This is a genomic window from Streptomyces koelreuteriae, assembly GCF_018604545.1.
Classification (GTDB): domain Bacteria; phylum Actinomycetota; class Actinomycetes; order Streptomycetales; family Streptomycetaceae; genus Streptomyces; species Streptomyces koelreuteriae.
On record NZ_CP075896.1, the window covers coordinates 1199580 to 1216612 of the forward strand.

At 72.1% G+C, this 17033-nt stretch carries 22 protein-coding genes; 7 read left to right on the top strand and 15 right to left on the bottom strand.

The window, feature by feature from the left end; translation table 11 throughout:
• Window position 1: 1 nt before the first annotated feature.
• From KJK29_RS05300 to KJK29_RS05320, 5 genes are all read right to left on the bottom strand, one after another.
• Complete coding sequence (locus tag KJK29_RS05300; RefSeq protein ID WP_215117537.1) at window positions 2-1057, bottom strand: MBL fold metallo-hydrolase; 1056 nt, start codon at window positions 1055-1057, stop codon at window positions 2-4.
• Window positions 1054-2301, bottom strand: coding sequence for an aminotransferase class I/II-fold pyridoxal phosphate-dependent enzyme (locus KJK29_RS05305; protein ID WP_215117538.1), 1248 nt, complete (start codon window positions 2299-2301; stop codon window positions 1054-1056). The genes KJK29_RS05300 and KJK29_RS05305 overlap by 4 nt, the downstream gene beginning before the upstream one ends.
• 163 nt (window positions 2302-2464) lie before the next feature.
• Complete coding sequence (locus KJK29_RS05310) at window positions 2465-3160, bottom strand: hypothetical protein (protein WP_215117539.1); 696 nt, start codon at window positions 3158-3160, stop codon at window positions 2465-2467.
• Window positions 3161-3302: 142 nt separating this feature from the next.
• Window positions 3303-4097 (bottom strand): RNA polymerase sigma factor SigF, encoded by a 795-nt coding sequence (locus tag KJK29_RS05315; RefSeq protein ID WP_215117540.1) that lies wholly within the window; start codon window positions 4095-4097, stop codon window positions 3303-3305.
• Between the two features lie 257 nt (window positions 4098-4354).
• Window positions 4355-5251, bottom strand: coding sequence for a helix-turn-helix transcriptional regulator (locus KJK29_RS05320; RefSeq protein ID WP_215124159.1), 897 nt, complete (start codon window positions 5249-5251; stop codon window positions 4355-4357).
• Window positions 5252-5387: 136 nt separating this feature from the next.
• Between KJK29_RS05320 and KJK29_RS05325 the strand changes: the two genes are divergently transcribed.
• A complete protein-coding gene (locus KJK29_RS05325) occupies window positions 5388-5768 on the top strand; it encodes a nuclear transport factor 2 family protein (protein WP_215117541.1) in 381 nt (126 codons plus the stop codon).
• An 18-nt stretch (window positions 5769-5786) separates the two neighbouring features.
• Here KJK29_RS05325 and KJK29_RS05330 read toward each other — a convergent pair whose 3' ends face one another.
• A complete protein-coding gene (locus tag KJK29_RS05330) occupies window positions 5787-5966 on the bottom strand; it encodes a hypothetical protein (protein WP_215117542.1) in 180 nt (59 codons plus the stop codon).
• A 157-nt stretch (window positions 5967-6123) separates the two neighbouring features.
• On the opposite strand from KJK29_RS05330, the gene KJK29_RS05335 reads away from it, so the two are divergent.
• The 3 genes from KJK29_RS05335 (at window position 6124) to KJK29_RS05345 (ending at window position 7642) form a co-directional block, all read left to right on the top strand.
• A complete protein-coding gene (locus tag KJK29_RS05335) occupies window positions 6124-6525 on the top strand; it encodes a DUF2795 domain-containing protein (RefSeq protein WP_215117543.1) in 402 nt (133 codons plus the stop codon).
• An 84-nt stretch (window positions 6526-6609) separates the two neighbouring features.
• Window positions 6610-7041, top strand: a complete 432-nt coding sequence (locus KJK29_RS05340; RefSeq protein WP_215117544.1) for a CBS domain-containing protein — start codon at window positions 6610-6612, stop codon at window positions 7039-7041.
• A gap of 58 nt (window positions 7042-7099) precedes the next feature.
• Window positions 7100-7642: a type 1 glutamine amidotransferase domain-containing protein gene (locus KJK29_RS05345; RefSeq protein ID WP_215117545.1), complete on the top strand. Its 543-nt coding sequence runs from the start codon at window positions 7100-7102 to the stop codon at window positions 7640-7642.
• Window positions 7643-7671: 29 nt separating this feature from the next.
• Here KJK29_RS05345 and KJK29_RS05350 read toward each other — a convergent pair whose 3' ends face one another.
• Window positions 7672-7929: a DUF6158 family protein gene (locus tag KJK29_RS05350; protein WP_215117546.1), complete on the bottom strand. Its 258-nt coding sequence runs from the start codon at window positions 7927-7929 to the stop codon at window positions 7672-7674.
• Between the two features lie 93 nt (window positions 7930-8022).
• Here KJK29_RS05350 and KJK29_RS05355 point away from each other — a divergent pair, with 93 nt between their 5' ends.
• Window positions 8023-9075, top strand: coding sequence for a baeRF2 domain-containing protein (locus KJK29_RS05355; RefSeq protein ID WP_215117547.1), 1053 nt, complete (start codon window positions 8023-8025; stop codon window positions 9073-9075).
• A gap of 109 nt (window positions 9076-9184) precedes the next feature.
• Here the strand turns inward: KJK29_RS05355 and KJK29_RS05360 are convergent, their stop codons facing one another.
• The gene (locus KJK29_RS05360; protein WP_215117548.1) at window positions 9185-10804 is read right to left on the bottom strand and encodes an ABC-F family ATP-binding cassette domain-containing protein; all 1620 of its coding nucleotides are present in this window, start codon (window positions 10802-10804) and stop codon (window positions 9185-9187) included.
• A gap of 102 nt (window positions 10805-10906) precedes the next feature.
• On the opposite strand from KJK29_RS05360, the gene KJK29_RS05365 reads away from it, so the two are divergent.
• Window positions 10907-12403, top strand: coding sequence for a bifunctional phosphatase PAP2/diacylglycerol kinase family protein (locus KJK29_RS05365; RefSeq protein ID WP_215117549.1), 1497 nt, complete (start codon window positions 10907-10909; stop codon window positions 12401-12403).
• A 107-nt stretch (window positions 12404-12510) separates the two neighbouring features.
• Complete coding sequence (locus KJK29_RS05370) at window positions 12511-13332, top strand: class I SAM-dependent methyltransferase (RefSeq protein WP_215117550.1); 822 nt, start codon at window positions 12511-12513, stop codon at window positions 13330-13332.
• Window positions 13333-13376: 44 nt separating this feature from the next.
• Here the strand turns inward: KJK29_RS05370 and KJK29_RS05375 are convergent, their stop codons facing one another.
• From KJK29_RS05375 to KJK29_RS05405, 7 genes are read right to left on the bottom strand one after another with little or no spacing between them, the layout of a single operon-like run.
• The gene (locus KJK29_RS05375) at window positions 13377-13646 is read right to left on the bottom strand and encodes a gas vesicle protein K (RefSeq protein WP_215124160.1); all 270 of its coding nucleotides are present in this window, start codon (window positions 13644-13646) and stop codon (window positions 13377-13379) included.
• 59 nt (window positions 13647-13705) lie between these two features.
• On the bottom strand, window positions 13706-13894 hold the full coding sequence (locus tag KJK29_RS05380) for a gas vesicle protein (protein ID WP_215117551.1): 189 nt from the start codon (window positions 13892-13894) through the stop codon (window positions 13706-13708).
• A 16-nt stretch (window positions 13895-13910) separates the two neighbouring features.
• A complete protein-coding gene (locus KJK29_RS05385; RefSeq protein WP_215117552.1) occupies window positions 13911-14666 on the bottom strand; it encodes a GvpL/GvpF family gas vesicle protein in 756 nt (251 codons plus the stop codon).
• Entirely contained in the window at window positions 14663-15004 is a 342-nt protein-coding gene (locus tag KJK29_RS05390; protein ID WP_215117553.1) for a gas vesicle protein, read from the bottom strand. Before KJK29_RS05390 ends, KJK29_RS05385 begins: the two co-directional genes overlap by 4 nt.
• Window positions 15001-16125, bottom strand: a complete 1125-nt coding sequence (locus tag KJK29_RS05395; RefSeq protein WP_215117554.1) for an SRPBCC family protein — start codon at window positions 16123-16125, stop codon at window positions 15001-15003. Before KJK29_RS05395 ends, KJK29_RS05390 begins: the two co-directional genes overlap by 4 nt.
• Window positions 16122-16769, bottom strand: coding sequence for a DNA primase (locus KJK29_RS05400; RefSeq protein ID WP_215117555.1), 648 nt, complete (start codon window positions 16767-16769; stop codon window positions 16122-16124). Before KJK29_RS05400 ends, KJK29_RS05395 begins: the two co-directional genes overlap by 4 nt.
• On the bottom strand, window positions 16766-17032 hold the full coding sequence (locus KJK29_RS05405) for a gas vesicle protein GvpG (RefSeq protein WP_215117556.1): 267 nt from the start codon (window positions 17030-17032) through the stop codon (window positions 16766-16768). The genes KJK29_RS05400 and KJK29_RS05405 overlap by 4 nt, the downstream gene beginning before the upstream one ends.
• Between the last annotated feature and the right edge of the window lies 1 nt (window position 17033).

The following is a 17033-nucleotide window of genomic DNA, read 5'->3' on the forward strand; positions in this document are numbered from 1 at the left end:
CCTACAGGACGCTTGAAGCGCCGATCGGCATGTCCCAGAGGTTGTCGCGTGCCAGGCCTGCCTTGTCCCAGGCCGCTTGTACGCGCTGGAGGGGCTCCAGGACCGGTTCCGCCGAGAGGACGAAGGTCGCCCAGTGCATGGGGGCCATCCTGGTCGCGCCCAGGTCCTGGGTGGCGCGGACCGCTTCCTCCGGGTTGCAGTGGACGTCGCTGAGCCACCAGCGCGGGTCGTAGGCGCCGATGGGGAGGAGGGCGAGGTCGATGCCGGGGTAGCGGCGGCCGATGCGGGAGAACCAGTGGCCGTAGCCGGTGTCGCCGGCGAAGTAGACGCGCTGTCCGTCCCGGTCGGTGAGCACCCAGCCGCCCCACAGGCTGTGGCAGGTGTCGGTGAGGGTGCGCTTGGACCAGTGGTGGGAGGGGACGAAGTCGAAGCGGACGCCGTCCAGTTCGGCCGCCTCCCACCAGTCGAGTTCCGTGACGCGGGTGAAGCGGCGGCGGTGGAACCAGCGGGCGAGCCCGGCCGGGGCGAACACGGGGGTGTCGCGCGGGAGGCGGCGCAGGGTGGGGGCGTCCAGATGGTCGTAGTGGTTGTGGCTGATGACGACGGCGTCGACGCGCGGCAGTTCCTCCCACGGGACGCCCACGGGCGTGATGCGGGCGGGGGTGCCGAGGATCCGGCGGGACCAGACCGGGTCGGTGAGGACCGTGAGTCCGCCGACGCGCAGCACCCAACTGGCGTGTCCCGCCCAGGTGACGGCGATGGTGCGGGCGTCGACGCGGGGCAGCGGGCCGGGGGCGTAGGGCAGCCGGGGGATGTCGGCGAGGCCTTGGGGGCTCGGTCTCACGGAGCCTTCGCGGGCGAAGCGGGCGATGGCCTTGAGGCCGGGAAGCGGGGCGGTCAGCCGGTCGTGGAAGGTGCGCGGCCACACCCTCCGCTCGGCCAGCGGGCGGGGTTCGGCCAGGGGCGGGAACGGGGGTGCGAGCGGGGACGGGAGCGCCGGGTCGTCGGCTTCCGGGGTGGGGGTCGTCACGGTGGTCGACTCGGACTGCTGCGTCATCGAGGAGGCTCCCATCGCTGAGCTTCGTCGCGGAGTTCGTCGAAGACCGACCCCAGTCGGGTCAACGCGCCTCGCACATGCGGCAGTTCCAACGGCGCGGGCGAGGTGAGGCATTCCGCGCGCTGCGGGTCGGAGGCGGGCAGCAGTGCGCCGGTCGACAGCCGCACGCGCGGGGCTTCGAGGTCGTCGCCGAAGCGGTGGCCGCCCGGCGCGGGCATGCCGAGGCGGGCGGAGAGGAAGTCCTCCAGTTCCTGGGCGTCGCCCACGCCGTGCGCGGTCAGCGCGGGGCGCAGCGGGGTGAGGTCCACGTACAGGTGCCGGCCGGCGTGCGGGGGCCGGGCGAGGGCGCCCGCCGTGACGACGGCCGAGTGCGCGGCGGCGGCCAGGCGCGCGTGCAGGCGCACGGTGGCGGCCACGCGCGCCGTGACGGGTTCCGGTTCGGCCAGGGCGTATCCGGCCGCCGCGGCGACCGGGGCGGCGACCCGGGCGTCGAGCGCGGTGAGGACGTCGAGCACGCGCGCGTGGAGGCCGTCGCCGTCCTCGCCGGCCGGGAAGCGGGCCACGGCGGCGGGCCAGCCGGGCGGGAGGAGGGAACCGGCCAGGTCGGTGACGACGGTGACCCGGTCGGGCAGCATCTCGGCGGGGCTGAGCAGCACCGTGTCGTGCGGGTCGTGCAGGGTGTCGCGCCAGGTCTCGTCGCTGACCAGGTGCAGGCCCTCCCCCTGGGCGGCCTCGAGGGTCTCGTGCAGCAGCTCGGGAGGGGAGACGGTCGCGGTGGGGTCGTCGGCGACGGACAGCACCAGCAGGCGCGGGTCGCCGCCCTCGGCACGGACCCGGCGCACGGTCTCCAGCAGGGCGTACGGATCGGGGACGCCACCGCTCTCCGGCGGGGTCGGCACATGGAAGGCGGGCCGCCCCAGCAGACGTGCGTACGGCGCCCACCAGGCCGCGCAGGGCCTCGGCACCAGGACGTCACCGCCGAGTGCGGCGGTCAGCGCGAGCAGCAGGGAGGGCGCTCCGGGGCCGGCGGCCGCGCGGTCGGGGGCGCAGTGCAGTCCGCGCCGGTCCCAGTAGCCGCAGGCGGCCTCCCGCAGGGCGGGGCCGCCGCCGACCGGTTCGTGGTCACCGCGGGACGCCGCGGCGGCGAGCACCGCGGACAGCTCCGGCAGGACCGGCAGCCCGTCCTCGGGGAGCGGCGGCCCGAACCGGACGGGTCCGTGGCCTTGCGGGTCCGTCCGCCGCATCCGTACCTCCGCAGTGCCTGGTGCCGCCGTGTTCCGGTGATCCGTACGGTGCGGCTCGTGCCCTCGGCCACTGAGTACCCAGGGTGCCGCCGCCCCATGGGCGCCCCGCCGGGTTGTGACGGTCACGGCATGAGCGGGCCGGGACCGGTCAGATCAGGTCAGGTCAGCGGTAGGGGTCGCTCTCCCGGGTGCGCAGCCGGTGCACGGCGGCACCGAACGCGCCGGCGATCAGCAGCCCGCCCGCGACCAGGGCCGGCACGGAGTCGGTGAAGGCGCCGCCGTCACCGGCCCGGACCCCGCGCTGGATCACGGCTCCGCCGCACTCGGTGTCGTGGGGGTGGTGCGATTCGTGGCGGGGTTCGGGGCACGGCTTGTGGGTGGGCCGGTGCGTGGGCTCGTGGGTGGGCTTGTGGGTCGGCTTGTGGTGGCCACCGCCGCCGTGGGTCACCGTGAACGTCGCGCTCCACTCCTTGCCCTCACCACCCGGAGCGGCCGGGCAGGTGCCGTCGACGGTCCACGCCGAGTCCTCGCCGAGGGCGTCGGGATCGCCCTCGAAGTTCTCGGCGGACGCGATGCGGGCGGTGCCCCGGTAGGCGGGCCCGGACATCTTGTCGTCGTTGCCGGTGACCCTGCGCAGCGGGACTGTGCCGTCGTCGAAGGCCTGCGAGGTGGCGTCGATGGTGTCGGGCGGCGGACCACCGGTCGGATCACAGCTCACCGAGACGGTGAGCGTCCCCCCGGGCTCGACGGTGGCGGGAGCGACCTCGGCGGCGGGTTCGGCGAGGACGACGGGTGCGAATCCCATGAGCGCGGACCCGGCGAGTACGGCGACGGAGAGAGCGTGCACGGTGCGGCGCATGGAGGGGACTCCTTCGGGCGACGGCAGAATGTCCCTCTGCCATCACAGCCCGCCCACCGGACCGCCGCGCGCGTCCGGACCCCATTAGCGGGACGGCGCCCGCCAACCGAGTGAAGCGGGACGTCCCCCGTCAGGGGCGGCGCTACACCGCGTCCCGCATGACCTGCTCCCGCACCCGCCCGCAGCACCGGCTGATCAGCCTGGACACATGCATCTGCGAGATGCCCAGCTCCTCGGCGATCCGGCTCTGCGTCATGTCGGAGAAGAACCGCATGTACAGAATCGCCCGCTCCCGCTCCGGCAGCGCGGCCAGCCCGTCCTTCACCGCCTCGCGGTCCACGACCGTGTCCAGCGCGGGATCCGGCGACCCGAGCGCGTCGCTCAGGGAGTATCCGTCCTCGCTGCCGGGCAGCTCCGCGTCGAGGGACAGGGCCGTGAAGCTCTCCAGCGCCTCCAGGCCGGTCTTGACGTCCTCCTCGCTCAGCTTCGCGTGCTCGGCGATCTCGGCGACGGTGGGCCGGCGGCCGGAGATGGTCTGGGACAGGTCCTGGGAGGCGAACCGGACGCGGTTGCGCAGATCCTGGACCCGGCGGGGTACGTGCAGGGTCCACATGTGGTCGCGGAAGTGCCGCTTGATCTCGCCGGTGACGGTGGGCACGGCATAACTCTCGAAGGCGTTGCCGAGTTCGGGGTCGTACCGGTCCACGGCCTTGACCAGGCCGAGGGCCGCGACCTGGCGCAGATCGTCCAAGCTTTCGCCGCGGCTGCGGAAGCGCCCGGCGATGCGGTCCGCCATGGGCAGCCAGGCCTCGACGATCTCGTCGCGGAGCGCGTCGCGTTCGGGGCCGGCGGGGAGGGCGGCGAGCCTGCGGAAGGCCGCGCCGGTGTCGGGGGCGTCGTCGTGGGGGTGCTGCTTCGTGCGCGTCTGAGTCGGCATGATGCGTCGCAATTCCCTTGCAGATGCTCTGGGTCGGACGGTCACCGTGGGAGCGCATCCGCTGCGGGACAGGGGCGCCGGTGGCGACGCTTCACGCCGCTCCCACGGGCGTGCCTCCTGTCCGAAGCACTGAAGGGCGCCTGCCCCCGGCCCTCACACGCAAACCCGGAGAGGTGTCGGCACCCAGGTCGCCGACCATGTCCCGTGCAGGCCGGGCGAGTTGGGGGCGAGCAGGTCTTCGGCCACCCGGGCGGCTCTCACCTCGGGGTGTGCCCGCGGACCGTGTCGCGGAAGGCGATCGGGGTCTGTCCGGTGCGCTGGTGGAAGTACTTGCTGAAGTGGGTGGCGCTGGAGAAGCCGAGGCGGTCGGCGATCCGAGCGGCTGTCTGATCGCTGTGGGCCAGGAGGCGCTTGGCTTCGAGGACGACACGGCGGTCGATGAACTCCTTGGCACCGAGTCCGGCGGAGGCAAGGGTGGCGCGGGAGAGGGTACGGGCCGAGTAGCCGAGCGCGTCGGCGTAGTCCTGGACCCGGCGGGTGCGGGCGAAGTCCTTCTCCACCGCGTCGCGGAAGCGCGGGTAGGTGGCGTCGGGTTCGGGGGCGGGGCTGCCGACGGGTGCGGTGAGGTGGGCCAGTCGCAGGACGAGGACGGCCAGCAAGTGGCGCAGGGCCGCGGTGTGGATCTCCAGGGGCAGGTGTCCGAGTGCGTGGAACTCCGCGGCGAGATGGTCGACGGCCAGGCGCAGGGCCCGGGCGTCGTCGGGCAGGGGCCGGCGCAGGATCGGCGCGTGCGGGTCCTCCGTGCGGGCGCCGGCACTGGTGGCGGGGTCGAGGAAGTCCTGGCGGAACAGAACCAGGGTGCCCTCCGCGTGGGAGAGGTCGCCCCACTGCTGCACCTGGCCGGGGCGAACCCACAGCCATGAGCCGGGTTCGAGGGCGTAGGCGGTGAAGTCGACCGTGTGCCGCAGGGTTCCGCCGGTGAGGGCGATCAGGTGATGGAAGTCCGGGCGCTGGGGGACCGTGAGCCGCTCGCCCGGTACGCGGTGGCGCAGGTCGGCGAGGGACAGGACTTCGACGCCGGCGGGGGTGCCGGCGGGTGCCGCGAAGGAGACCGCCGGGATCCCTCGGACCGCAACATGTCGGTTTTTGACCATCACCAGTCGCCAGCGTATCCGATTCAGGCTGTTCAGCACCCATAGCTTGGGGATGTCAGCCCCTCCCGACATCGATCGATGTCGGAAAGCAGTAAGCGAGGGAGTGTGATCCGGCACCCGACCCCACGGAGGCATCATGAGCGACCCGGAGCAGAACAAGGCCACGGCCACGGCCTTCTACGACCTGATGTTCAACCGGTGCCGCCCCACCGAGGCCGTCGACCGGTTCGTCGGGGACACCTACATCCAGCACAATCCGCACGTCGGCGACGGCAAGCAGGCGTTCATCGACTACTTCGAGCGTATGGCCGCCGAGTACCCGGGCAAGCGGGTGGAGGTCAAGCGCGCCTTCGCCGAGGGCGACCACGTGATCCTGCACTGCCACCAGACGTGGCCCGACGAGGAGTACGCCGGCATCGACATCTTCCGTTTCGACGCGACCGGCAGGATCGTCGAGCACTGGGACGTCCTCCAGCTCGTCCCACCGACCTCCAGGAACGGCAACACCATGTTCTGATTCTGAGGACGCCTGTGCTCACAGCCCGGCGGCCGGGCTCTTTTCCACCGCCCCACGCGCGGAAGCGGGCGGTACGGGTACGCCGGCCGGTTCACGCCGGTCGGCGTCCTCCTGCGGCAGCAGCAGTTCCTCGTACCGGCCCAGGACGAGCACCACTCCGAGCATGAGCGGCGGTATGAGCACAGCGAGCATCGCCATGGCGGTCCTTCCCCGGGAGGGGTGGGGGATGTGATCCGGGTCTCCCTCAGGCCGTGGCGCAAACCCGGGGCGGGTGTGGCGATCCGGTGTGCCCAGCCCGTGTCGGCTCCCGGTGTTCGGGTACGCGGTGCGGACCCCCGAAGGTCTGGAGGGAAACATGCAGCGAGGCAGCGACCGGCTGAGCGTCCACCGGGACGACGAGATGAAGCACGAACTGCAGGGTCTGCTCAGGTCCGGGCACCCCACCCGCAGCGCGGAGTGGCACGACCCGGAGCCGGCCGCCGAGGACGACCCCGAGGTCGCGTACGGGCCGGTGACACCGAGCCGTGCGCCGACGTCCTTGGAGTCGGTACGGCTGGACCTGGCCCGGATCCTGGGCCGCAAGGCGTTCCCCGCGAGCTCGCGTGAGCTGGCCCGCGACCTGCGCGGCCACCAGGCGCCCGACACCCTCGTCGAGGCTCTGGAACGGCTGCCGCGGCAGGAGCGCTACGGCAATGTCCAGGAGCTGGCCCAGGCCCTGATCCGCGCCCGCGAGACCGGGCCGGAGGAATACGCGTAGTGACCGCGCCAGGGGTACCGCGGCGCACCGCCCGGTGCGCCGCGGTACCCCTGCCGACCTGGGAACGGAGAGGGGCACCCAGTGATGGCCGAGCTGGTGAAGGACGTGATGACTCCGGGTGTGGTCGCCGTGCGCCCGGACGCCTCGCTCGTCGAGGCGGCACAGCTGATGCGCACGCAGAACATCGGCGACGTGGTGGTCGCCGAGGGGCAGGACGTGGTGGGAGTGCTCACCGACCGTGACATCGCGGTGCGGGCCGTCGCCGACGGCGCCGATCCGATGACGGTGAGCGCACAGGCGGTGTGCACCGCGGATCCGGTGACGGTGTCGCCGGACGACTCGGTGGCGACCGCGGCCGCGCTGATGCGCGAGCACGCGGTGCGCCGGCTGCCGGTGGTGGAGAACGGGCTGCCGGTCGGCATGGTGAGCCTCGGCGACCTGGCCGAGGCCGAGGACCCCGCGTCGGCGCTCGCCGACATCAGCCGCGCCGAGCCGGACGCCCGGGGTGGTGCGTGAGCACGCTCCCGGGTCCCGAGGACAAGAGGAACCCTTCCGGGAAAGGACGTTGAGCATCATGCGTATCGCGTTTCTGGTCGCGCCCGAGGGCGTCGAGCAGGTCGAGCTGACCGAGCCGTGGCAGGCGGCGAAGGACGCCGGTCACGAGCCCGTGCTGGTGTCGACGCGGCAGGGGAAGATCCAGGCGTTCGACCACCTCGACAAGGCGGACACCTTTCCCGTGGACGAGGTCGTGGGCGAGAGCGCGCCCGACTCGTTCGGCGCTCTGGTGCTGCCCGGCGGTGTGGCCAACCCGGACTTTCTGCGGATGGACGACAAGGCCGTCGCCTTCGTCCGGGACTTCTTCGAGCAGGGCCGCCCCGTGGCCGCGATCTGTCACGCGCCCTGGACGCTGATCGAGGCGGACGTCGTACGCGGCCGGGAGCTGACCTCCTGGCCGAGCCTGCGGACGGACATCCGCAACGCGGGCGGCACCTGGGTGGACAAGCAGGTCAAGGTCTGCGACCACGGCGCGGGCAAGCTGGTCACCAGCCGTAGGCCGGACGACCTCAAGGCGTTCTGCGAGACCTTCCTCGACGTGTTCGCCGAAGAGGCAGGCTGAACGCGGCCGTCGCGGGTCCCGCGAGGGGCTCAGGTGCCGGGGGCCGTGGGAGTCGCCGACTCCCCGCTCCCCCGCTCCCGGGCCCCTTCGCGTGTGCGGCCCGCGGCCACCGGGCGGCTCGGGTTGCGGCGCAGGTACTCGCCCTCGAGCTGCGCCATGCGCTCGTTGTGGGCACGCAGCGCGTCGTTCGACCCGTACAGCAGCGTGTCGTGGCGCGTGCGGTGGATGGTCTCCAGCTCTTTCATGAGCTGCTGGTCGTCCAGCCGGTCAGGGTCCACTCCGGTCATGGTGTCGCCCCGCTCATCGTGTTCGTGTCCGCGGTACGGGTACCCGCCCGGTGCACTTGAGCAGTACACCCGATCGGCACCCGGGAGGGAGCCATGGATCTCGCCTTTCTGCACCCACTCTACGAACACTCGGGCCCGTGGGCCTCTGTGTACGTCGACACCTCCCGCCACACGGAGGACACGCCTCACGAGCGGCGGCTGACGGCCCAGGCGATGGCCAGGCAGCTCGCGGCGCAGGGCGCGGACGAGGCGACCCGCGAGGCCGTGCGGAACGCGATCGAGGATCTGGGGCACTCGTCCGAACCGCACGGCAGGGCCCTCTTCGCCCGCGCCGGCGGGCTTGTCCTCGACCTGCCGCTGGCCCGCCCGCCGCAGGCCGGTGACTGGGCCGAATGGGCCCCGCTGCCGCGCGTCACACCACTGCTGGAGCTGGCCGGCGAGGACCCGGTGTGCGTCGTGGCCTACGTCGACCGCAAGGGCGCGGACTTCGAGCTGCGCAGCGCGCTGAGCCGCCCCTCCTCGGACTGGTCCGAGCGGCATTTCCAGCTGCGGGTGGAGAACACCTGGGAGCACAACGCCGCGGAGATCGCCGACGCGCTCGCCGTGTGCCAGGAGGAGACGCGGGCCGACCTGCTGATTCTCGTCGGCGACGACCGGGAGCGGCGGTCCGTGCACGACCGGCTGCCCAAGCGGCTGCACGGATTGGTCGTCGAGGCGCCGCACGGCAGCGGCAGCCGGCTCCTCGACGAGGACGTGGAGAAGGCCCGCGCCGAGCATGTGGCGTGGCAGGCCGAGGCGGAGCTGGAGCGGTTCCGGTCCGGCCGGAGCCCGGACGACGAGGGCCGGGCCCGGGCCGTGGAGGGCGTGCCGGCGCTGATCGAGGCGGCGCGTGAGCACCGGATCGACGAGCTGCTGATCAGGCCGAACGGGCCGGACGCGCACCGTGAGGTGTGGATCGGCGAGGACGCGGACCAGGTGGCTGTGCGGCGTACGGATCTGAAGATCCTCGGGGAGCAGCATTCGTGGCCGGCGCGGGCGGATGACGCGTTGATCCGGTCGGCCGTCGCCACGGATGCGCCCGCGCTGGCGGTTGCGGAGGAGGAGGTTCCTGTGGGGGGACTCGGGGCGTTGCTTCGCTGGAAGTGAGCCGGCCGGTGCGGTGCGCCTCATCGCCGTAGGTGTGCTTGCCGCAGCGCGAGTGCGGGTGCGTCGTGGCTGGTCGCGCAGTTCCCCGCGCCCCTGGGGGCTGCGCCCCCTAGCGGGCGCGTTCCACTCTGCGTTCGTCCCAGACCGGGTCCGGGGTTTCCCGGACGCGGCCGTCGCTGCCGAAGACCAGGTAGCGGTCGAAGGAGCGGGCGAACCAGCGGTCGTGGGTGACGGCGAGGACCGTGCCCTCGAAGGCCTCCAGGCCCTCCTGGAGGGCCTCGGCGGACTCCAGGTCGAGGTTGTCGGTCGGCTCGTCGAGGAGCAGTGCCGTCACGCCCTGTAGCTCCAGCAGGAGGATCTGGAAGCGGGCCTGCTGACCGCCGGACAGTCGGTCGAAGGTCTGCTCGGCCTGGTTGGTCAGCTCGTAGCGGCGCAGCCGGGACATCGCGGCGCCGCGGTCCTGCGCGTGCTCCTTCCACAGGATGTCGAGGAGCGTGCGGCCCTCCAGCTCCGGGTGCGCGTGGGTCTGCGCGAAGTGGCCGGGCACGACCCGGGCGCCCAGCTTCCACCGGCCCGTGTGCGCCACGTCGCCGCCGGCGAGCAGCCGCAGGAAGTGGGACTTTCCGGAGCCGTTGGAGCCGAGGACGGCGACGCGTTCGCCGTAGAAGACCTCCAGGTCGAAGGGCTTCATCAGGTTGGTGAGCTCCAGCTGCTCGCAGGTGACGGCCCGGACGCCGGTGCGGCCGCCCTTCAGGCGCATCCTGATGTCCTGCTCGCGCGGCGGCTCCGGGGGCGGGCCGGCCTCCTCGAACTTGCGGAGCCTGGTCATGGCGGCGCGGTAGCGAGAGGCCATGTCCGTGCTGTTCTCGGCTGCTTGACGGAGCGTCAGCACCAGCTTCTTGAGCTGGGCGTGCTTCTCGTCCCAGCGCCTGCGCAGCTCCTCGAAGCGGGCGAAGCGGGCCCGGCGGGCGTCGTGGAAGGTGGTGAATCCGCCGCCGTGCACCCAGGCGTCGGCGCCGGCGGGGCCGGGTTCCAGGGAGATGATGCGCTGGGCCGAGCGGGCGAGGAGTTCCCGGTCGTGGGAGACCAGCAGGACGGTCTTGCGGGTCTCGGCGAGCCGCTCCTCCAGCCAGCGTTTGCCGGGTACGTCGAGGTAGTTGTCGGGCTCGTCGAGCAGCAGCACCCCGTCGTTGCCGCGCAGCAGGGCCTCCAGCACGAGCCGCTTCTGCTCGCCGCCGGAGAGGGTGCGCACCTGCCGCCACTGGGCCCTGTCGTACGGGATGCCCAGGGCCGCGGTGGTGCACATGTCCCACAGCGTCTCGGCCTCGTAGCCGCGTGCCTCGGCCCAGTCGGCGAGGGCTTGGGCGTACTTGAGCTGGGCGGCCTCGTCGTCGACGGTCATGATGGCGTGCTCGGCGGCGTCGACGGCCCGGGCCGCCTCGCGGATGCGGGGCGTCGCGACGGACACGAGCAGGTCGCGTACGGTCGTCTCGTCGCGTACGGATCCGACGAACTGGCGCATCACGCCGAGGCCGCCGCTGACGGTGACGGAACCGCCGTGCGGCTTCAGCTCACCGGCGAGCATGCGCAGCAGGGTCGTCTTCCCGGCGCCGTTGGGCCCGACGAGGGCCACGACGGCCCCCTCCCCCACCCGGAACGACACATCACCCAGCAGCGCCCTTCCGTCGGGCAGGTAGTACTCCAGGTGCGCGGCTTCGAGATGACCCATGTGCAGGGATTCTGCGGCTCCGGCTTCCGATGGGCAAACCCATTTGGCGCCGAGCACGGCCGGGCGACGGTGTGCCCACCCCCCTCCGGGTACCCGCACCCCATGACAACCCCCGACCTGGACCTCACCACGACGAAGCCCGGGCACCACCCCCTGCGCGACGGCGTCCTCACCCTGGACCGCCGTCTCTTCGAGGCCGCGGCCCACCGGCACTGGCCCGGGGCCGGACCCGTCCTGCCCCGCCTCGGCCGCAGCGCGAACCACGGCGTCCTGTGGTGCGTGGCCGCCGCCGCCCTCGCGGCGAGCCGCACGCCCCGGGCCCGCCGCGCGGCGACCCGGGGCCTGGCCTCGCTGGGCCTCGCCTCCCTCGCCGTCAACACCCTCGGCAAGCGCTCGGTGCGCCGCTCCCGCCCGGCGCTGGACCCGGTCCCGCTGATCAGGCGGCTGGGGCGGCAGCCGATCACCACGTCGTTCCCCTCCGGGCACGCCGCTTCGGCCGCCGCCTTCGCCACCGGTGTCGCCCTGGAGTCCCCGGCTTGGGGCGCGGTCGTCGCGCCGGTGGCCGCCTCGGTCGCCCTCTCCCGTGTCTACACGGGCGCCCACTTCCCGAGCGACGTCCTGGCCGGAGCGGCCCTGGGCGCGGGGGCCGCGTTCGCCGTGCGGGGCCTGGTGCCGACGCGGTCACAGGCCATCCCGCCGGCCCGCCCCCGGGCCGAGGTCCCGGCGCTGCTGGAGGGCGAGGGGCTCGTGCTCGTGGCGAACACCGCCGCGGGAACCGCCGAGCGGGCCCGCGCCCTGCGCGACGAACTCCCCCGGGCCGAGGTCGTCGAGTGCGCGCCGCAGGACGTGGCCGCCGCGTTGGAGGAGGCGGCCGGGCGGGCCCGGGTCCTCGGCGTGTGCGGCGGCGACGGCACCGTGAACACCGCCGCCCGCGTCGCCCTGAAGCACCGGCTGCCCCTCGCCGTGCTGCCCGGCGGCACCCTCAACCACTTCGCCTACGACCTGGGCGTGGAGGACGCGCGCGATCTGGCCCGAGCGCTGCGCCAGGGCGATGCCGTACGCGTGGACGTCGGCCGGTTCTCCTGCGGCGAGAGGCACGGCGTCTTCCTCAACACCTGCAGTGTCGGTGTCTATCCGGAGCTGGTGCGCGAGCGGGAGCGCTGGTCGCACCGGATCGGCGGCTGGCCGGCCGGTCTCCTCGCGGCCCGGCGCGTGCTGCGGGCCGACCGGCATCCGCTGGAGGCCGAGTTCCGGGGCCGTACGCGTCCGCTGTGGCTGCTGTTCGCCGGGAACGGCACCTATCACCGTGTGGGGCTCGCGCCCGGGCGCCGACTGGATCTCGCGGACGGGCAGCTCGATGTGCGGGTAGTGCACGGGGGGCGTCGGCCCGCCGCGCGCCTGCTGGCCGCCGCCCTCGCGGGACCGCTGACCCGTTCGCCCGCCCATGCCGCCGTCCAGGTGGGACGGCTGCGCCTGGACCACGTGGCACCCGGCACGCTGCTCGCCTACGACGGCGAGGTCATCGACGTCGAGGGTCGCGTGACCCTGGAGAAGCTGCCCGAGGCGCTGACCGTGTACCGGCCCGTCACCGGCTACTGACTGACACTCCGTCAGTCCAGATACCGGGATGCGGGGTCTCATTATTCGGCCCTGGTGCGTACGGTGATCCCATGCCGACCGGAAGAACGGAAGGGGTGGGATCCGCCATGCCCGAACCTCGGGAGACCGCCGTCTACACGCACGGGCACCATGAGTCGGTGCTCCGCTCGCACACCTGGCGGACCGCCGCCAACTCGGCCGCCTATCTGCTGCCCTCGCTCAAGCCGCACATGAGGATCCTGGACATCGGCTGCGGCCCGGGCACCATCACCGCCGACCTCGCGGAGCTGGTGCCCGGCGGGCACGTCACCGGCGTCGACCGGGTACCGGAGATCCTGGAGCAGGCGCGCGCCACGGCGGCCGGGCGGGGACTGGCCGACATCGACTTCGCCGTCGCCGACGTCCACGCCCTGGACTACCCGGACGACACCTTCTGCGTGGTCCACGCCCACCAGGTCCTCCAGCACGTCGGGGACCCCGTGCAAGCCCTGCGGGAGATGAAACGGGTCGTCAGGCCCGGTGGCATCATCGCCGCGCGGGACGCGGACTACGCGGCGATGACCTGGTATCCGCAGTCCGCGGGGCTCGACGACTGGCTGGACCTCTACCGCCGGGTCGCCCGGGCCAACGGCGGCGAACCGGACGCCGGTCGCCGCCTGAGGGCCTGGGCACTGAAGGCCGGGCTCACGGACGTCACGGCGACCTCCGGGACATGGACGTTCGCCACGCCTTCGGAGCGGGCCTGGTGGAGCGGAATGTGGGCCGACCGCACCCTTGCCTCGACCTACGCCGACCGGGCCCGGCTGGGCGGGCACGCCGGTGACGAGGAATTGCGGGCCGCCGCCGCGGCGTGGCGCGCGTGGGGCGAGCAGGAGGACGGCTGGTTCAGCGTGCTGCACGGAGAAATTCTGTGCCGAAAGGACGCCTGAGACGGAATTCCGGCTGAATCAGCCCGCTGAATCAGCCGGCTGATTCAGCCCCCGTCCCGGGGCAGCAAGGGCCCGAGCGGGCCGAGGTCCAGATTCAGGTCCTCGGGCCCCAGTCCGTAGCGGTCGCGCAGTTCCGCCATCCGTTCCTCGAGCAGCATCAGCGTGAGCCCGATCCGCTCCTCCTGCTCCTCGGTCAGATCCCCCACGTCGAACCTGCGCACCGCCTGGCGTTCCATGAGCTGGCGCAGCAGTTCCACCACCGTCAGCACCAGCTTGACCAGGTCACGCTCGACGGTGTCGGGCTCCAGGTCCATCCGGTTGCGCTGCGGACGGGGGTTGGGCCGGGGGGTGGGACGGGGGCTGTCGGCTGACGTCACTGCAACTCCTCGAACGGCGAGGACACCTGGGCGTTCACCGAGCTGATGAGCGCGTTGAGGTCGATGCGGACCAGGTCGACGTCGGCGATGCGCAGCGTGATGTCCCCCGTGATCACGACGCCGCCGGCGAGCAGCCGGTCGAGCAGGTCCACGAGGGCGACCTCACGGCGTTCCACTACGGTCACGGCTTCTCTCCGTCGTTCATGTGGCCTCCCCGGCGAACGAATACGCCGCCCAGGGGCCGGTGAGTTCGATGCGCATTCCGGGCGCATCGCCCTTCGTGCGGTCCACCAGTTCCACGAATTCCTCGGAATGGGCGCGCGGCACCAGATATGCCGCATTCAATACGTTCTGCCCGGTCGCTTTGGAAAGCGCGGGGTTCTGCGGGGGATGCAGCCGGGAATCCTCCGCGAACGCGGAGAGGTTTTCGTGCAGTCGGGTCGAGAAATGCTCGGCCTTCTGCCACATCTCCTCGTGCGACCTGGTCTGCATGCGCCGCTGCCGCAGATAGTCCCGGCCCGACGTGGCCTTCTGCGCGGGCCGGGCGCTCTCCCGCTGTTCGGACTCGGCGTACACCTTCACACCCCACTCGACCCGGCCCTCCAGCCGGTCGAGGGTGCGCTGGAAGTCCTCCTCACGGGCCTCCATCATCATCCGTACGCCGCTGTCGTCCCGGAAGACGGTGCCGAGCCGCAGCGGCAGCGGGGTCGTGACGGTGGTGAGCGCGTCGATCACGCCCTGGTGGGCCCGGGCGGTCTCGGTGAGCCAGTCCAGGTCCTCCAGATGGCGGTGGAGCGGTTCCTCGGCGAAGTCCCGCTCCGGCACATGGCTGACCACCGCGACGAGACCGTGGTGGGTCAGCGCCCGGGGCGGATCACCCGCCACCCCCGACAGCTGGGACTGCAGCGGCGTACCGAAGGGGCGGCAGACGGCGTAGACGTACCGCAGTCCGGTCACGGGGCCTCCTTCTTCTCCGCGCGGCCGGGCTCCAGCTCCTCCAGCCGGGCCAGCCTCTCGCGCAACTCGGCGTTCTCACGGGTCAGTTCATCACGGCGGGCCCGGGAGCTGAGGTTCGGGTCGCTCTCCCACCAGTCGATGCCCATCTCCTTGGCCTTGTCGACGGAGGCGACGATGAGGCGGAGCTTGATCGTGAGGAGTTCGATGTCGAGCAGGTTGATGCGGATGTCGCCCGCGATGACGATGCCCTTGTCCAGCACCCGTTCCAGGATGTCAGCGAGGTTGGCGCTGCTCCCCTGGCCTCCATAGGGTTCGGGCATCCTGCTGGGCGTCGTCATCGACGGCTCCCGCCCTCGGCGTACTCTTCCTCGTCCTCGTACTCCTCCTCGGGCTCCTCGTCGTACTCGGCCTCAGGCTCATCCTCGCCCTCGGCTTCCCCGTCGCCCTCGGCTTCCTCGTCGTACTCGGCCTCGGCGTCCTCCTCGTACTCGCCCTCGGGTTCTTCCTCTTCCTCTTCTTCCTCGTACTCGCCCTCGGGCTCCTCGTCCTCCGGCTCCTCGCCCTCGGGGCTCTCCTCCTCGGACTCCTCCTCGGCGAGCGCGTCCTCGTGGCTGACGACGACCTCGCCGTCGCGGATCTCGCCGCGCCAGCCGTCCTCCGCCTCGCCCTTGATCGTGATGAAGCGGACGTAGTTCTTCAGGTCGAGCCGGGCACGGCGGCCCTGGGCGCGCCAGATGTTGCCGGTCTTCTCGAAGAAACCGGAGGGGTAGTACTCGATGACCAGCAGGACGCGGGTGAGGCTGTCGGTGAGCCGGTGGAAGGAGACGACGCCTTTCGTGGTGCCCTTGGCGCCCTCGGAGGTCCAGGCGATCCGGTCGTCGGGGACCTGCTCGGTCGTGGTCGCTTTCCAGCTGCGGTTGGACCACCAGACCTTCAACTGCCAGTCGGAGGTGGTGTCGTCGGCCTTGTTCGCGGCCTTCACACCCTTCGCGAAGGTGCTGAAGTCCTGGTACTGGGTCCACTGGTCGTACGCCGTGCGCAGCGGTACGCCGACATCGATGTGCTCGATGATGACGGTGGGCTTGTTGCCGGAACGGCCCTTCCCCTTGCCCTTGCCGCTGAGGCCCTTGAAGGCACCGGTGACCTTGTCCTTGAGGCGTGAGCCGCCCGTCTCCAGGGCTGCGCGCAGCGGACTCTTGCCCTCGGCGAGTTTCTTGCCGCCGTCGAGGGCGAGCTTCGCGAAGCCGGGGCTGTTGCCCTCCGCGATGTCGTTCAGCTTGCCGGTGGTCTCGCCGAGCTTGCGGCCCACGCCCGTCAGCATGCGCGTGGCCTGAGCGGCGAGGTACTCCTGCAGTTCGGCCTTCAGCCGGTCGGCGGCCTCGCTGTGGGCCAGGTCGGTGAGCGGGTTCTTCGTCGCGCCGTTCGCGGCGGACTTCGCCGATCCCAGGGTGTCGCTCATCCCTCACCGCCTCCCTTCGGCAGTCGGCCCCGGGCGCTGCCGCCCCGGTTCCCGGAGGTCGCCTTCTTCGCGGCCGTGGTCTTCTTCGCCGCGACCTTCCGGCCCGCCGTCTTCTTCGCGGGTGCCTTCTTGGCCGGGGCCTTCTTCGCGGGCGCCTTCTTGGCCGTCTTCTTCGGAGGTGCCTTCTTGGCGGGGGCCTTCTTCGCCGGGGCCTTCTTCGCCGCCGGCTCCGGCTCCTCGTCCTCCTCCGCGGAGTCCTCGGGCTCCTCGGGCTCCTCGTCCTCGGCGTCCTCGTACTCGGCGTCCTCGTCCAGCCCGCCGGGCACCACGCCCGTCAGCTGGTCGCGCACCTGGGCGGTCCGGCCGTGCAGCCGGTCGGCGAGGGCGTCGATCTGCCGCTCGACCATGGCACCCGAGGCGGCCTTGCCGACACCGCGCAGATCCTCGCGCAGCTGGTCGCCTATCTCCTTGAACTGCGGGTTGTTCTTCAGCTGCTGCTGGAGCAGCTCCGCGACCATGCGCGGGCTCAGGTTCAGCTTCTTCCCGGCCACCAGTCCGCCGACGGCGATCGCCATCTTCAGCTTTTTGGTACGTCCCAGGAGGTATCCGGCCCCCACCGCGAGGCCCAGTGCCGTTCGGTTCATTGTGCCGTCCCTTGTTGGCCTGTTCCCGCGCTCCCGCGCGAGGCGGTCTCCAACCGGTCGAGGAGTTCGTCCTCGAGACGGTCGAACTCCTCCTCCGTGATCTCTCCGGCCTCCAGCCGCTCCTCGAGGCGGGCCAGTTCGGCCTGAATCGTGGCGGGGTCGTAGTAGATCCGCTCGGCCTCCTGCACCACCTGTCTGATGGCCCAGGCGCTGCCGCGCACCGGTGCGAGCGGCAGCAGCAGCACCTCCGAGATCAAGCCCATG

Bases quoted from the DNA above. Each gene is read 5' to 3' on its own strand.
- KJK29_RS05300 (WP_215117537.1), bottom strand. From the start codon at position 1,057: ATGACGCAGCAGTCCGAGTCGACCACCGTGACGACCCCCACCCCGGAA.
- KJK29_RS05305 (WP_215117538.1), bottom strand. From the start codon at position 2,301: ATGCGGCGGACGGACCCGCAAGGCCACGGACCCGTCCGGTTCGGGCCG.
- KJK29_RS05310 (WP_215117539.1), bottom strand. From the start codon at position 3,160: ATGCGCCGCACCGTGCACGCTCTCTCCGTCGCCGTACTCGCCGGGTCC.
- KJK29_RS05315 (WP_215117540.1), bottom strand. From the start codon at position 4,097: ATGCCGACTCAGACGCGCACGAAGCAGCACCCCCACGACGACGCCCCC.
- KJK29_RS05320 (WP_215124159.1), bottom strand. From the start codon at position 5,251: ATGGTCAAAAACCGACATGTTGCGGTCCGAGGGATCCCGGCGGTCTCC.
- KJK29_RS05325 (WP_215117541.1), top strand. From the start codon at position 5,388: ATGAGCGACCCGGAGCAGAACAAGGCCACGGCCACGGCCTTCTACGAC.
- KJK29_RS05330 (WP_215117542.1), bottom strand. From the start codon at position 5,966: ATGGCGATGCTCGCTGTGCTCATACCGCCGCTCATGCTCGGAGTGGTG.
- KJK29_RS05335 (WP_215117543.1), top strand. From the start codon at position 6,124: ATGCAGCGAGGCAGCGACCGGCTGAGCGTCCACCGGGACGACGAGATG.
- KJK29_RS05340 (WP_215117544.1), top strand. From the start codon at position 6,610: ATGGCCGAGCTGGTGAAGGACGTGATGACTCCGGGTGTGGTCGCCGTG.
- KJK29_RS05345 (WP_215117545.1), top strand. From the start codon at position 7,100: ATGCGTATCGCGTTTCTGGTCGCGCCCGAGGGCGTCGAGCAGGTCGAG.
- KJK29_RS05350 (WP_215117546.1), bottom strand. From the start codon at position 7,929: ATGACCGGAGTGGACCCTGACCGGCTGGACGACCAGCAGCTCATGAAA.
- KJK29_RS05355 (WP_215117547.1), top strand. From the start codon at position 8,023: ATGGATCTCGCCTTTCTGCACCCACTCTACGAACACTCGGGCCCGTGG.
- KJK29_RS05360 (WP_215117548.1), bottom strand. From the start codon at position 10,804: ATGGGTCATCTCGAAGCCGCGCACCTGGAGTACTACCTGCCCGACGGA.
- KJK29_RS05365 (WP_215117549.1), top strand. From the start codon at position 10,907: ATGACAACCCCCGACCTGGACCTCACCACGACGAAGCCCGGGCACCAC.
- KJK29_RS05370 (WP_215117550.1), top strand. From the start codon at position 12,511: ATGCCCGAACCTCGGGAGACCGCCGTCTACACGCACGGGCACCATGAG.
- KJK29_RS05375 (WP_215124160.1), bottom strand. From the start codon at position 13,646: ATGGACCTGGAGCCCGACACCGTCGAGCGTGACCTGGTCAAGCTGGTG.
- KJK29_RS05390 (WP_215117553.1), bottom strand. From the start codon at position 15,004: ATGACGACGCCCAGCAGGATGCCCGAACCCTATGGAGGCCAGGGGAGC.
- KJK29_RS05395 (WP_215117554.1), bottom strand. From the start codon at position 16,125: ATGAGCGACACCCTGGGATCGGCGAAGTCCGCCGCGAACGGCGCGACG.
- KJK29_RS05400 (WP_215117555.1), bottom strand. From the start codon at position 16,769: ATGAACCGAACGGCACTGGGCCTCGCGGTGGGGGCCGGATACCTCCTG.
- KJK29_RS05405 (WP_215117556.1), bottom strand. From the start codon at position 17,032: ATGGGCTTGATCTCGGAGGTGCTGCTGCTGCCGCTCGCACCGGTGCGC.